Origin of the sequence: Candidatus Solirubrobacter pratensis (genome assembly GCF_000425945.1) — a bacterium.
GTDB classification, from domain to species: domain Bacteria; phylum Actinomycetota; class Thermoleophilia; order Solirubrobacterales; family Solirubrobacteraceae; genus Solirubrobacter; species Solirubrobacter pratensis.
In genome coordinates this window covers 12,880-26,796 of record NZ_AUEK01000021.1, presented here as the reverse complement: position 1 = coordinate 26,796, position 13,917 = coordinate 12,880, and the positions used below count along the sequence as shown (strand labels likewise).

The window sequence follows — 13,917 nt, the reverse complement described above, 5'->3', positions numbered from 1 at the left end:
ATTCTTGATTCTCGGTGATCGGGGCGCTATAAGAGGCGGTCCGAGGCGGATCCCTGGAGGAGGGCTCATGGCACGAGGATGGACAACGCTTGCGGCTTCAGCGGCGGCCGCGCTGGTGCTCGCCGGCTGCGGCTCGAGCAACGACAACTCGAGCGGCTCGACGGCGACGCCGACGTCCACTGCGACGACCGCAGCGAGCTCAGGGAACGGGAAGGCGCTCAAGATCGGCGTGCTGACGACCTGCGGCGGCCCGTTCGCCCTGTTCGAGGCCGAGGCGTTCTCCGGCGCGAAGTACGCGCTCGTGCAGGATGCCGGCGGCAAGGCGGCCGGCACCGGCCCGCAGGATCAGGTCACCGGCGCCACGATCGCCGAGCGCCCGGTGCAGCTCTCGTTCGGCTGCTCGGACGCGACGCCCGACAAGGCGGTCGCGGAGGCGCGCCGGCTCGTCGAGAGCGTCAAGGTCGACGTGCTGCTCGGCCCGCTCTCAGGCGACGAGGGCATCGCGGTGGCCAACTACGCCAAGACGCAGCCGCAGGTCACGTTCGTCAACGGCACCTCGGGCGCCCAGGAGACGACGCTCAGCGTGCACGCGCCGAACTTCTTCCGCTTCGGCGGCGACGGCGCGCAGTGGATGGCCGGCCTGGGCTCCTACGCGTACAACACGCTGCACTGGAAGAAGGCGGCCATCCTCGGCGAGGACTACTCCTATCCGTACACGCAGGCGGCCGGGTTCCTCGCCGAGTTCTGCGGCCTCGGCGGCCAGGTGACCAAGCGCGTGTGGGCGCCGCTGACGACGACGGACTGGTCCTCCTACGTGGCCCAGCTTCCGCGCGACGTCGACGGCGTGCTGTTCCTGACGGGCGGCACGAACACCGTCAACGCGCTGAAGTCCTACACCCAGCTCGGCCAGCAGATCAACGGGCACGCGCTGGGCGGCTCCTCGGTGCTCGACCCGACGGCCTTCACGGTCGGCAACCAGCTCGCGGGGCTCGTGGGCGGCTCGCCGGTCCCGCTGGGCGGAACCGGCGCGGACTGGAAGAACTACGTCGACGGCTTCTCGAAGGTCTACAAGCCCGACCTCGCCCAGAGCCTGTTCACCGTCCTCTACTACGACGGGATGAGGGCGATCATCGACGGCCTGAACAAGGTCAAGGGCGACGTGGCGGGCAATCAGAAGACGTTCCGCGACGCGCTGACGAACCTGAATCCGACGTTCCCGAACGGCTCGGTGAAGCTGGACGCCAACCGCAACTCCGTCCAGCCGGCCTACGTTGTCCAGGTGGTCGACAACGGCAAGCTCGGCTTCAAGGTCGCGCGGACGGTGCCGGAGGTCTCGCAGGACTTCGGCGGCGCCTTCAAGCCCGGCGCGAAGCCGCCGGGGCGCGACAGCCCGCAGTGCGCCAAGGGGCCCGTGCCGCAGTGGGCGCAGGGCTGAGGCGGCTCGTGACTTCCAAAGCGACCGAACAGGAGGCGCCGTGAGGCGAATCGTCGACCTTTCGATGCCGGTGCACATGGACATGCTGACGTTCCCGCGGGTCCCACCGCCCGCGCTCACCGTCTATGAGAGCCACGAGGACTTCGCCACCCGCATCGGCGCCGCCGAGCACGGCGTGGACTCGTTGACCGCGAGCTACCTGGTCGTGTCCAACGACCACGTCGGAACGCATCTGGACGCGCGCAAGCACATCGTGCCGACCGCCGGCGGGCCGGAGACGATCCCGCTCGAGTACTGCGTGTCGGACGGGGTGCTGCTCGACTTCACCGACAAGGAGCCCGGGTACGTCATCTCCGTCGAGGACGTCAAGGCCGAGCTCGACCGGATCGAGTACACGCTCAAGGAGCGCGACATCGTGCTCAATCACACCGGCGCGGGCGCCTACAACACCGAGGAGCGCTACCGCACCGACCATCCGGGGATGAGCGGCGAGGCGACGCGCTGGCTGATCTCGCACGGGGTGCGGCTGATGGGCTGCGACGCGATCACCTACGATCCGCCGGTCTGGGCGATGTTCGAGAAGAAGCTCTTCTGGGAGGCCCATCGCGTCATGTGGGACGAGGAGTACTGGCATCTCGAGAACCTCATGAACCTCGACCAGATCGGCCGGCCGCACGGCTTCCAGCTCTGCGTGCTTCCGGTCAAATGGGTCGGAACCACGGCGGCTCCCGTCCGCGCGGTCGCGGTGATCGACGAGTGACGAGCGTGCTCTCGTTCGGCGAGGCCGCGTGCCTCGACGTCGCCGAGGCCGGGGGCAAGGGATCATCGCTCGCGCGCATGACGGCGCTGGGCCTGCCCGTGCCGCCGGGCTTCGTGATCGGCGCGGGAGCGCTCGCCGCGGCGCTGCCGGACGGCGGCGTCCAGCTGCGCGCGCTCGCCGCGCGGCGCGATGCCGAGGGCGCGCAGGCCCTGATCCGCGAAGTCGAGCTCGACGCGGCGCTGCGGAGCGCCGTGCTGAGCGCCTACGCGCAGCTCGGCGAGGGCGACGTGCCGGTGGCGGTGCGCTCGAGCGCCTGCGCGGAGGACTCGGAGGAGGCCTCGTTCGCCGGTCAGCAGGAGACCTACCTCCACGTTCGCGGCGGCGCTGACGTGCGCGCCCGGATCCGCGACTGCTGGGCGTCGTTCTTCTCCGAGCGCGCGCTCTTCTATCGCGAGCGCAAGGGCTCGCTGGAGGATCTCGGCATGGCGGTCGTGGTGCAGCGGATGGTGGAGGCGGAGATCGCCGGCGTGCTCTTCACCTGCGATCCCGTGGCCAAGCGCCAGGACCGCATGGTGGTCGAGGCGGTGCTCGGGCTGGGCGAGGCGGTCGTCTCGGGCCAGGTGACGCCGGATCACTACGTGCTCAAGCGCGACGGCCGGGTCAGGAAGGCGCAGGTCCACACGCAGCCGTACGCGATCGTGTCGCTCCCCCAGGGCGGCGTCGAGGCGCGCGAGCTGAGCCCGCAGGAAGGCGGCGCGCAGAAGGTGGACGAGGACGTGCTCATGCGGCTCGCGCGCATCGGCGACGAGCTCGAGCAGCGCCTGGGCGCGCCGCAGGACATCGAGTGGGCGATGCAGGGCGGCGAGATCTTCGTGTTGCAGGCGCGGCCGGTCACTGCATGAGCGAGCTGCTCCCACGTGCGCGGGACTGGGTCGAGGCGGTGCATCCGCACGCGCCCCATCTGCTGCGCACCGAGGCGTGGGCGCTCGAGCTCGAGCCCGGCGCGGGCGAGGCGCTCCGCCTCGCCGCGGTGGTGCACGACATCGAGCGCGCGTTCCCCGACGACGGCCCGGGCTGGGACTCCGCGCGCGACTGGGACTCGCCGGACTACAACCGCTGGCACCAGGACCGCTGCGCCGAGATCGCCTCCGCCTGGCTGCGCGACCAGCAGGCGCCGGACGCGCTCGTCGCCCAGGTCGCCGCGCTCATCCGCGTCCACGAGGAGGGCGGCTGGCGCGAGGCCGACCTGCTGCAGGCGGCCGACTCGCTCTCGTTCCTGGAGACGATGGTCCCGCTGGTCGTCGGCTGGGTGCAGCGCGGGCGCGCCCCGCGCGAGCGGGCCGCCGCGAAGCTGCGCAACTCGGTCGAGCGGATGGCGCCCGGCATGGATCGCGCGCGCGAGCTGGCCGCGCTGTACCTCGAGACGGGGCTGCGCGCGGTCGCCGGCGCGCGCGAGGAGGCGCGGCGCTGACCCGCGCCGGCGACATCGCGGCGCGCGGGATCGTGCGTCCGGGAGGCCCCGCCGCCGACGCGGCGGCGCCGACTCCCGCCCGCGTGCTCGAGGCGCTGCGGCTCGTGCGCGAGGGGCGCATGTTCAGGCTTGCGCGCGAGCGCTTTCCCAAGATGCCGCTGTTCCCGGGGCACCCCACGTTCGAGGTGCTCTCCTACCGGACTCCGCAGGGCATCCGTGCGGCGGGCGACCAGCCGTGGGGCGCGCCCAACGACGCCTGCCTGGGCTACATGAGCGAGCTGGTGATGGGCACGACCCACACGGGTGCGCACATCGACGCGCACGCGCACATGACGATCGGCGACGACGACCGCTGGCACGGCGGCTCGGCGCGCACCGAGCTCGGCGACTTCGGCCCGCTGACCGGCGACGCGACCGAGATCCCGCCGCTGTGGCGCCGCGGCGTGCTCTACGACGTACCCGGGCAGCGCGGCGTGACGGCGCTCGCGGCCGGCGAGGCGGTCGGCGCGGACGAGCTGCTGGCGATCGAGGCGGCGACCGGCGTCGCGGCCGGCGAGGGCGACGTCGCGCTCGTGCGGACCGGCTACCTGTCGGCCTGGCCGGACCCTGACCGGCTGGCGGCGCACAAGGGCGCCGGCCCCGACATCTCCGCCGCGCGGCTGCTGGTCGAGCGCGGCGTCGTCGCGACGGGGTCCGACACGGAGACCTACGAGGTGCAGCCGGCGCCGGACCGGGGCGAGCCCGCCAACCCGCAGCCGGTGCACACCCTGCTGCTGATCGAGCGCGGCGTCTACATCCTCGAGAGCCTCGACCTCGAGGCGCTGGCCGCCGCGGGCGTGCGCGAGTTCCTGTTCGTCGCGCTGCCGCTCGCGATCCGCGGGGCGACGGGGTCGATGGTCGACCCCGTGGCCGTCATCTGATCTCGCGGCTGTCCATGAACATGCGACCGAAGTCCTCGACGTGGCGGCGGATCTCCTGACCGGCGGCGTCCGCGTCCTCCAGCCGCAGCGCGTCCACGATCGGCTCATGCCGCTTGGCGATGTCGACGGGGTCCAGGCCCGTGCGGAGCGCCGTGATCATCGTGCGCGCCTCGACCTGGAGCGAGCCCCACAGCTCGATCAGGCGGGCGTTGGCCGAGGCCTCGACGATCAGCCGGTGGAAGCGGACGTCGTGCTCGACCTGCTCGTGCAGGTCCTTCGCCTTCGCCATCCTGCGGACCTCGCGCTCGAGCGGGGCGACCTTGCCGGCCAGGCGCTCCGCGGCCGCCCGCGCGGCGACGTCCTCGAGCGCGGCGCGGATCGGGTAGATCTCGGCCAGCTCGGCGTCGCTGACCTCTCGCACCCAGGCGCCCTTGAACGGCGCCGATTCGACGAACCGCAGCGTCTCGAGCTCGCGCAGCGCCTCGCGCACCGGCGCCTGGCTGACGCCGAGCTCCTGGGCGATGCGGGTCTCGACGAGGCGGTCGCCGGGCGCGTACTGGTGGGCCAGGATGCGCTCGAGGAGCAGCTCCTTGATCTGCTGCCGCAGCACGGTCCGGCTGACGACCGCCTTTGCGGGGGGTGGAGATGAGCGGTCCGTGGCGGCCATCGGCCGGACGATATCAGTACGATCACTAATCGATGATCGATTCTGGGAGCGCGGATCCGGTGGGGACCTCGACTGCGGCGGTGACGGACGAGCTGGGCCGCTTCCGGCTCGACGGGCGGGTGGCGATCGTGACGGGCGCGACCGGCGGGATCGGCAGCCGGCTGGCCGAGGCGCTGTCGCGCGTCGGGGCGCGCATCGCCGTACACGGCCGCGACGAGTCGCGCGCCGCCGGGCTGACGGAGCGGTTGAGCGGCGAGGGCGCCGAGGCCGTGCCCGTCGTGGCCGACCTGACGCGCCGCGAGGAGGCCGACCGGATGGTCGAGCAGACGCTGGCCGCCTTCGGCCGCGTCGACGTGATCGTGAACACGGTCGGCGGCGGGGCGGGCACGGCGCTGTATCCCGCCGAGGCCTATCCGGAGGACGAGTGGGATCGCATCATGGATCTCAACCTGCGCTCCACCGTGCTGCCGACCGCGGCCGCGGCGCGCGCCATGATCGCCGGCGGGCAGGGCGGCCGCGTGCTGCATCTCTCCTCCGTCCGCGGCCAGCTCGGCATCGACAACGGCTTCTCCGCCTACGTTGCGGCCAAGGGCGCGCTCGACGCGCTGACGCGCCAGCAGGCGACCGAATGGGCCAAGCACCGGATCACGGTCAACGCGCTCTCGCCGACGTTCGTCGCGACCGCGCAGACCGCGAGCCTGCTCGCCGACGAGGAGTTCCGCGCGGGCCTCGAGCGGCGGATCCCGCTCGGGCGCATCGCCGGCACCGACGACGTCGTCGGCGCCGCCCTGCTGCTCTGCTCGGACGCCTCGTCGTTCATCACCGGCCAGGTGCTGACGCTCGACGGCGGCCTGACCGCGTGCCAGTGAACGCCGGGCCCGGCGGCGGCGCACCAGGCCCGGCGGCGTGCCGTCAGGCGGCCTCGACGACCATCAGCGTGTTGCCCTCAGGGTCGCGGAACCAGAACAGCGGCGGCACCGGCGCGCCCATGCGGCTGACCTCGGCGTCGACGTCCACGCCGGCGTCCTTGAGCTCGGCGTGGTAGGCGTCGATGTCGTCGGTCTGCAGGCTGATGCCGGTCTGGACGTTGCCGGTCGCCCCGCCGGGCGGGGGCGGGCAGATCGCGATCGTCGTCTCGGCGCCCTCCGGCCCGACCTCGACCCAGCGGTAGTGGTCGCCGAACGGCTCGTCCGCGCGCTTCTCGAGCCCGAGCGTGTCGACGTAGAACGAGATCGCGCGGTCCTGGTCGGCGACCGGGACGACGACGGTGTTGATCTTGGCGATGCGGGCGCGGGTCTTGCTCACGGTGCCTCCTGTAGGTCGGTTGTGCCGTGTAGACCGGCGCACCCGGCGGAACTCATCGCCGCCGCGCGTCGAGCTCCGCAAAGCGCGCGCTGAAGGCGCGGTAGCCTCGGTCAATGGCCACGACGCGCGTGATGCGGAGCGAGCGGTTCCCGGACCTCGACGACGAGGTGCTGTTCCCGCGGCTCTCGGACGCGAAGCTCGAATGGCTCGCCGAGCGCGGCGAGCGGCGGGTGTTCGAGCCCGGCGAGGTGCTCTACGAGCACGCCGTCCGCGACGCGCCGTTCTACGTCATCGAGTCCGGGCTGGTCGAGCTCGTCGATCGCAAGCCCGGAAAGGACGTCTACGTCGCGCAGGCCGACAGCCGCACGTTCATCGGCGACATCGCCGCCTTCACGGGCGAGCCGACGATCAGCGCCTGCGTCGCCGTCGAGACGACGCACGTGATCGAGTTCGACCGCGCCGGGCTGCGCGACATGGTCGCCCGCTGGCCGGAGTTCGGCGAGCACGTCTTCCGCACGCTGCTGGCCCGCCGCGCCTGGCACGAGGCCGAGGGCCACGGGATCATGCGCCTGATCGCCGCGCGCGGATCGCGGCGGGCGTTCGAGGTGCGCGACCTGCTCGAGCGCAACCTGCTGCCGGTGCGCTGGTACGACGTCGACACCGACGAGGAGAGCGCCGCGCTGCTGGACTGGCTCGAGATCCCGCGCTCGGAGACGCCCGTGCTCATCCACGCCGCGAACGTGATGCGCAACCCGTCCGCCGCGCAGGTGGCGCGGTCGCTGGGCCTGCGCGCCGAGGTGGAGGGCGAGCGCTTCGACCTCGTCGTGCTCGGCGCCGGGCCGGCCGGGCTCGCGGCCGCGGTCTACGGCGGCTCGGAGGGGCTGCGGACGCTCGTGGCCGAGGCGTGGGCGCCCGGCGGCCAGGCGGGCACGAGCACACGGATCGAGAACTACCTCGGCTTCCCGAGCGGGATCTCGGGGACCGACCTGACGCGCAAGGCGACGCTGCAGGCGCGGCGCTTCGACGCCGTGCTGTCCAGCTTCCATCGCGCCGTCGAGCTGGCCGACGGGCCCGAGGGGCTCGTCCGCATCGACCTCGACGACGGCCAGCACGTGCTGGCCCGGACCCTCGTGATGGCGACCGGCGCGCGCTGGCGCGAGCTGAAGGCCGAGGGCGTGGACCGCTTCCGCGGCGCCGGCGTCTACCACGCGGCGATGCCGACCGACGCCGAGCGCTGCCGCGGCGAGGACGTGGTCGTCGTCGGCGGCGGCAACTCGGCCGGCCAGGCGGCGATCCACCTGGCGTCGCGCGCCCGCAGCGTGCGCATCGTCGTCCGCGGCGACGCGCTGAAGTCGACGATGTCGCACTACCTCATCGACCGCATCGAGCGCTCGCCGCGCATCGAGGTGGTGACGCGGACCGAGGTCTCGGCGATCCACGGCTCGGCGACCGTCGAGTCGGTGACCCTGCGCGACCGCGACGGCGGGGAGCAGCAGGCGGCCGTCACGGCCGTGTTCGTGATGATCGGGGCGGACCCGTGCACCGAGGCGTCGACGGGGATGCTCGCGGTCGACACCGCCGGCTACCTGCTCTGCGGCTCCGGCGCGGCGAAGTGCGACGGCTACCTCAACTGGCCGCTGGCCGACCGCGAGCCGCATCTGCTCGAGACGGTCCGCCCGGGGGTGTTCGCGGCGGGCGACGTGCGCTCAGGCGCCTCCAAGCGTGTCGCGGGCGCCGTCGGCGACGGCGCGATGGTCGTGCGCTTCGCGCACGACGTGCTCGCCGGCTGAGCCGGCGAGCACGCCGCGCATCGGACTAGCTGCCGATGTTCGCCATCACGTGCTTGACCACGGTGTAGTCCTCGAGCGAGTACATCGAGAGGTCCTTGCCGTAGCCGGACTGCTTGAAGCCGCCGTGCGGCATCTCGCTCGCCAGCGGGATGTGGTCGTTGATCCAGACGCAGCCGAAGCGCAGCGCCTTCGAGACGCGCAGGGCGCGGCCGAGGTTCTGCGTCCAGACCGAGGAGGCGAGGCCGTACGGCGTGCCGTTGGCCCACTTGATCGCCTCCTGCTCGTCCGTGAACGGCTGGACGGTGATGACCGGGCCGAAGATCTCCTTCTGGATCATCTCGTCGTCCTGCCTGAGGCCGCCGACGACGGTGGCCTCGAGGAAGAAGCCCGGCAGGTCCGGCTCGCTGCCGCCGGCGGCGATCTCGGCGTGGTCGGGCCGGCGCTGCAGGAAGCCCTCGACGCGCTCGCGCTGACGGGAGGAGTTGAGCGGGCCGAGCGTCGTATCCGGGTCCATCGTGTCGCCGGTCTTGTAGCCCTTGGCCTGCTCGGCGAGGCCGTTCATGACGTCGTCGTAGATCTTCGAGCCGGCGAGCACGCGCGTCGCCGCCGTGCAGTCCTGGCCGGCGTTGTAGAAGCCGGTGCCGGCGATCGTCTCGTAGACGGCCTCGAGGTCGGCGTCGTCGAAGACGACCACGGGCGCCTTGCCGCCGAGCTCGAGGTGGACGCGCTTGAGCGTCGCGGCGGCCTCGCGCGCGATCCACTTGCCGGTCTCGACGCTGCCGGTGAGCGAGACCATGTCGACGTCGGGATGGGTCACGAGCGTCGCGCCCGTCTCGTTGCCGCCGGCGACGATGTTCAGGACGCCCTTCGGGAGGAACTCGGACGCGATCTCGCCGAGGCGCAGGGTGGTCAGCGGCGTGGTCGGCGCGGGCTTGAGGACGATCGTGTTGCCGGTCGCGAGCGCGGGGCCGACCTTCCAGATCGCCATCATCAGCGGGTAGTTCCACGGCGCGACCTGGCCGACGACGCCGACCGCCTCGCGCCGGATCCAGGACGTGTAGCCCTCGAGGTACTCGCCCGCGGCCTTGCCCTCCAGGTTGCGCGCGGCGCCCGCGAAGAAGCGGATGTTGTCGACGAGTGCGGGGATCTCGTCGTCCTTGACCGCCTGCAGCGGCTTGCCGGCGTTGCGGGCCTCGAGCTCGGCGAGCTCGTCGCCGCGCTCCTCCAGCGCGTCGGCGAGCTTGAGCAGCGCCTCCGAGCGCGCGGCCGGCGTCTTGTTCGACCACTCGTCGAACGCCGCGCGGGCGGCCTTGACGGCGCGCTCGACGTCCTCGGCCGTCGAATCCGGCGCCGTCGCCATCACCTTGCCGTCGGCGGGGTTGACGACGTCTGACGTGCGTCCTTCGGCGGCGGGCACGGACTCGCCGTCGATGAAGTTGTTGAAGGTCTGGGCTCCGGTCTCGGTAGCGGCCATGCGTCCTCCTCAGGTCGGCTCGTGCGTGACGCTAGCACCGGGTAGCCCCGGGGAATGACGCGCTTTTTCCTCGGGGCCTCCCAGGAGGAGTTCCCACCCGAAGACCTCTTGCGCCAGGCCGTCGAAGCCGAGTCGGCGGGGTTCGACGGGGTGTCCAGTTCAGACCATCTGCAACCGTGGTGGCAGGGCGGTGAGTCGGGGCACACGTGGCCCTGGCTCGGCGCCGCCGGCCAGGCGACGAAGACGGTGCCGCTCGGGACCGGCGTGACGTCGGTCGGCTCGCGCTACCACCCGGTCATGATCGCCCAGGCGTGGATGACCATGGAGCGCCTGTTCCCGGGGCGGATGTTCCTCGGGCTGGGATCGGGCGAGGCGCTCAACGAGGTGCCGCTCGGCGATCCGTGGCCTTCGATCGAGGACCAGATCGCCCGGATGGAGGAGGCGCTGTCGATCATCGACCGGCTGTGGAAGGGCGAGACGATCACCGAAGAGGGCCGCTTCTACACGCTGCGCGACGCGCGGCTGCACACGTTGGCCGAGCGGCGCCCGCCGATCTGGGTGTCGGCCTTCGGGGAGAAGGCCGCGGGCGTCGCGGGCCGCTGGGGCGACGGCGTCTGGACGCTGCCGGACCCGGAGTCGACGCCGGGGGTGCTCGAGGCGTTCCGGTCGGCGCGCGGCGACGACGGCGGCGACATCGTCTTCCAGGCGCTGTTCTCGTGGGCCGAGGACGACGACGCGGCGTTCGAGTCGGTGCGCAAGTGGAAGGGCGCGCAGCCGGCCGACCACTACCGCGAGGACTGGCACGAGCCGCGCGCGATGTACGAGCACGGCGAGGAGGTCATCTCCGACGACGAGCTGCGGCAGAACGTGATCGTAGGGTCCGACGTCGAGGCGCACGTGGAGGGGATCCGCGAGCTGCTCGAGCTGGGCCCGACGGTGATCGTGCTGCAGAACAACTCGCCCGATCCGCACCGGGCGATCCAGGTCTACGGCGAGAAGGTGCTGCCCGCGCTGCGCTCGGTCCGCGCGTAGCGCTCGAGCCAGACCCTCGCGTGCATGCGCTCGTTGTGCGCCTGCGCTCGTGTGAAGTGCCGCTCGGCCGCTTCGGTGCGGCCGAGCAGGCGGGCGAGGACGCCGAGGTGGTAGGACGCTGACCCGTAGCCGGCGGCGCCGCGTCCGTTGACGATGTTGCGGTCGGCGTAGGGCGCCAGCAGGTCGTAGATCCGGGCGGCGGGGCCGGGCTCGTCCAGGAGCGCGAGCGCCTGCGTGAGCTCCGCGAGCGCGGCGAGCCGGTTCATGTCGTCCTGGAGGCCTCCGAGCGCGAGCGCGATCTGGGCCCGCGCTTCATCGGCGCGGCCGCCGAGCGCGAGGATCCATGCGTAGCCGGCGCGGTAGGCGTACTCGGCGGGACGGCCGGTCTCGCGCTCGACCGGGTTCAGGTCGAGGGTCGAGACGTCGCCGCGGACGAGCGCGGTCACGAACCCCTGGATCTCCGCGTAGAGGCCGGCGTTGGGGTCCTCGGCGCTCATGAACTCGTCGACCAGGCGCTGGGCGTCGTCGAAGCGGCCCTCGAGGATCGCGAGGCTGGAGCGCCACATCGGGCCCCACCACTCGTAGGCGGGCAGCCTGAGCCGGGCCGCGAGCCGTTCGTGCGCGGCGATCTCCTGCCTTGCGTCGTCGAGGTCGCCGCGCTCCATCAGGTCCAGCACGCGCCAGTTGCGGCCCTGCAGCTCGCGCTCGGCGTCGCCGTGGCGCGCCGCGAGCGCGATCATCTCGTCGGCGGTCGCGAGGCGCTCGTCGAGGTACTGGGCGCTCCAGAGCGCGGCGTGACGGGCGTTGAGCGCGTCGATCCGGGCGTCGCCCGAAGCGAGTGCGACCGCCTCGTCGCCCAGCGCCTTGCGCCGCTCGGGCCTGGACACGTAGTAGGTCTCGATCGCGAGGCGGGCGAGGAGGCGCGCGCGCAGCGGATGGTGGCCCGGGAGCGCGGTGAGCGCCTGCTCGAGCAGCGCGACCGCCTCCCGGTCGACGGCGATGATCGTGACGCCGAGGCCGCTGAAGCCGAGCGCGGCGCGGGCGAGGAGCTCGGCCGCGAAGCCGGGCTCGCCGCGGCCGGGCGCCGCATCGGCGCGCATCGGCGCCGCGCCTCCCTGCAGCTCGCGCGCGACCTCCGCGGCGGCCGCGAACGCCGTTCGCGCGCGGTCGTTCTCTCCCGCCCGCAGGCGCGCGTCGCCCAGCGCGAGCAGCAGCTCGCCGCGCCTGCGCCGCTCGCCCGGCGCGTCCTCCAGCGCCGTCAGCGCGCGCTCGCACAGGCTCGCGGCGTCCTCATAGGCGAGCGCGCGCATCGCGTCGTGCGCGGCCGCGAGCGCCGCGTCGGCGGCGGGCGCCGGATCTCCCGCGGCCGCCGCTTCGAGCCGGTGGTGGGCGAGCTCCGCGAGGCGGTCCGGCGGGAGCGCGTCCGCGAGCGCGCGGTGGGTGCGGACGCGGCGCGTGAGGCTGAGCTCGTCGTACAGCGTCTCGCGAACGAGCGCGTGCGCGAACGTGTAGCGGCCGGGGCGCTCCTCGCGGATCATCTGCGCGCCGCTCGCCTCCTCGAGCGCGCCGAGGACGTCGTGGTCTGCCAGCACGGCTTCGAGCAGCGCGACGTCGAACTCGCGGCCGGCGACTGCCGCGTAGGCGATGACGCGCCCGGTGCCGGGCGCCAGGCGGGAGAGGCGACGGCCGATCACGTCCTTGACGCCCTCGGGGATCGCGGCCGGGTCGCCGCCGTCGGCGAGATGGCGCAGCACCTGCTCGACGAAGAACGGGTTCCCGCCGGTCTCTCGGTGCAGGGCGTTCGCGTCGGCCCGCTCGCCGACGAGCTCGGCCACCGCCGCCTCGTCGAGGCCGCGCAGCGCGACGCGCTCGATCAGGCCGTCGCGGCGAAGGTCGGCGAGCGTCGCGGCCAGCGGATGGGTGCGCGAGATCTCGCTGTCGCGGTACGCGGCCGCGATCGCCGGCGCCCGCGGCCGGTGCAGGAGGTGCGCGAGCAGGCGCAGCGTGCCGGCGTCGGCCCAGTGGAGGTCGTCGAGGAGCAGCAGCGAGCCCTCCAGCCGGGCGCCGATCGCCTCGAACAGCCGCCAGCGGCCGCCCTCGCCGTCGGCCTCGGGCATCACCGCTCCGAGCGCCTCCACGAACGGCTGGTACGGCGTCAGCGCCTCCTCGTAGCAGCGCCCGTACAGCGCCCCATCGGCGAGCTCGGCGAGCAGCCGCGTCTTCCCGATCCCGGGCTCGCCGGCGATCGCCACGAGCCGCCCGGGCGCGATCAGCGACCGGACGCGCGCGAGCTCGCGGCGGCGGCCGGCGAACGGGCCGCGGGGAGGGAGGGCGGCGGGACCACGGCTGATCGCGGCGCCGTCCTCGCCGGTGCCGGCGCCCCCCGCGCGGATCTCCTCCACCAGCTCGCGGGTCCGGCGGGAGGGGACGACGCGGAGCTCGCGCCGCAGCCGCTCCTCGAGGCGGGCATAGGCCGCGAGCGCGGCGGCGCGGTCCCCGGCTTCGCTCAGCAGGCGCATCAGCCGGCGGGTGGCGTCCTCGGAGAGCGGGTCGGCGCGGACGTGCTCGCGCGCCCAGCGCAGCGCGGCCTCGCCCTCCGCCGCGTCGGCGAGGCTCGCGAGCAGCCCGGCGACCAACTCGCGGTGCACGTCGCGGGCGGCGACGGCCCAGTCGCGGTCGAGCCCGGGCAGCGCGTCGCCCGCGCACAGCGCGAGCGCCTCCTCGGCGCGGCCCTCCGCGGCCAGTGCGCGCACGGCGAGCGCATCGACCCACGGCTCGCCGGCGAGGACCACCGTCTCGCGATCGGCGACCACCGCGTCCTCCCCGACCGAGCGGCGAAGCTCGTGCAGCGCCGTACGCAGGCTCGCGCGGGCGCTGGACTCGAGCACGTCCGGCCAGAACCGGCTTGCGAGCTCCAGCCGCGGGTGCGGGCCGGGATGCAGCGCCAGCCACGCGAGCAGCTCGCGCGCGGGCCGGCTCGCCGGTGCGATCCGCCGGCCGCCCTCCGACTCGACCGCCAGCTCGCCGAGGAGCCGAACGCGCAGCATTGCCGAAGCCTACGGC

12 protein-coding genes are annotated in these 13,917 nt (G+C 73.4%); 8 read left to right on the top strand and 4 right to left on the bottom strand.

All coding sequences use genetic code 11. The features are described from left to right. Nucleotides 1-67: 67 nt before the first annotated feature. From H958_RS39785 to H958_RS0123210, 5 genes are read left to right on the top strand one after another with little or no spacing between them, the layout of a single operon-like run. Nucleotides 68-1,435 (top strand): ABC transporter substrate-binding protein, encoded by a 1,368-nt coding sequence (locus tag H958_RS39785; RefSeq protein WP_196807512.1) that lies wholly within the window; start codon nucleotides 68-70, stop codon nucleotides 1,433-1,435. Between the two features lie 40 nt (nucleotides 1,436-1,475). After that, complete coding sequence (locus tag H958_RS0123225; protein WP_196807511.1) at nucleotides 1,476-2,195, top strand: cyclase family protein; 720 nt, start codon at nucleotides 1,476-1,478, stop codon at nucleotides 2,193-2,195. Beyond that, on the top strand, nucleotides 2,192-3,097 hold the full coding sequence (locus tag H958_RS0123220) for a PEP/pyruvate-binding domain-containing protein (RefSeq protein ID WP_028060397.1): 906 nt from the start codon (nucleotides 2,192-2,194) through the stop codon (nucleotides 3,095-3,097). The genes H958_RS0123225 and H958_RS0123220 overlap by 4 nt, the downstream gene beginning before the upstream one ends. Beyond that, nucleotides 3,094-3,666, top strand: a complete 573-nt coding sequence (locus H958_RS45355) for a hypothetical protein (RefSeq protein ID WP_081686191.1) — start codon at nucleotides 3,094-3,096, stop codon at nucleotides 3,664-3,666. Before H958_RS0123220 ends, H958_RS45355 begins: the two co-directional genes overlap by 4 nt. A gap of 32 nt (nucleotides 3,667-3,698) precedes the next feature. Further along, nucleotides 3,699-4,586, top strand: coding sequence for a cyclase family protein (locus tag H958_RS0123210; protein ID WP_196807510.1), 888 nt, complete (start codon nucleotides 3,699-3,701; stop codon nucleotides 4,584-4,586). Here H958_RS0123210 and H958_RS39775 read toward each other — a convergent pair. Then, complete coding sequence (locus H958_RS39775; RefSeq protein WP_051324718.1) at nucleotides 4,579-5,253, bottom strand: GntR family transcriptional regulator; 675 nt, start codon at nucleotides 5,251-5,253, stop codon at nucleotides 4,579-4,581. The genes H958_RS0123210 and H958_RS39775 overlap by 8 nt on opposite strands. Before the next feature lie 32 nt (nucleotides 5,254-5,285). Between H958_RS39775 and H958_RS0123200 the strand changes: the two genes are divergently transcribed. Further along, nucleotides 5,286-6,122: an SDR family NAD(P)-dependent oxidoreductase gene (locus H958_RS0123200; protein ID WP_051324717.1), complete on the top strand. Its 837-nt coding sequence runs from the start codon at nucleotides 5,286-5,288 to the stop codon at nucleotides 6,120-6,122. 43 nt (nucleotides 6,123-6,165) lie between these two features. Here H958_RS0123200 and H958_RS0123195 read toward each other — a convergent pair whose 3' ends face one another. Continuing rightward, nucleotides 6,166-6,558, bottom strand: coding sequence for a VOC family protein (locus tag H958_RS0123195; RefSeq protein WP_028060395.1), 393 nt, complete (start codon nucleotides 6,556-6,558; stop codon nucleotides 6,166-6,168). 113 nt (nucleotides 6,559-6,671) lie between these two features. Between H958_RS0123195 and H958_RS0123190 the strand changes: the two genes are divergently transcribed. Beyond that, complete coding sequence (locus H958_RS0123190; protein WP_051324716.1) at nucleotides 6,672-8,348, top strand: FAD-dependent oxidoreductase; 1,677 nt, start codon at nucleotides 6,672-6,674, stop codon at nucleotides 8,346-8,348. Nucleotides 8,349-8,373: 25 nt separating this feature from the next. On the opposite strand, the gene H958_RS0123185 is transcribed toward H958_RS0123190, so the two are convergent. After that, nucleotides 8,374-9,822 carry a gamma-aminobutyraldehyde dehydrogenase gene (locus H958_RS0123185; protein ID WP_037411282.1) on the bottom strand — a complete coding sequence of 483 codons (1,449 nt, stop codon included), beginning with the start codon at nucleotides 9,820-9,822 and terminating at the stop codon, nucleotides 8,374-8,376. A 54-nt stretch (nucleotides 9,823-9,876) separates the two neighbouring features. On the opposite strand from H958_RS0123185, the gene H958_RS0123180 reads away from it, so the two are divergent. Further along, nucleotides 9,877-10,854, top strand: coding sequence for a TIGR03557 family F420-dependent LLM class oxidoreductase (locus H958_RS0123180; RefSeq protein ID WP_028060392.1), 978 nt, complete (start codon nucleotides 9,877-9,879; stop codon nucleotides 10,852-10,854). Here the strand turns inward: H958_RS0123180 and H958_RS0123175 are convergent. Then, entirely contained in the window at nucleotides 10,809-13,901 is a 3,093-nt protein-coding gene (locus H958_RS0123175; protein WP_028060391.1) for an AAA family ATPase, read from the bottom strand. The two genes, H958_RS0123180 and H958_RS0123175, sit on opposite strands and share 46 nt — an antisense overlap. Nucleotides 13,902-13,917: the final 16 nt, after the last annotated feature.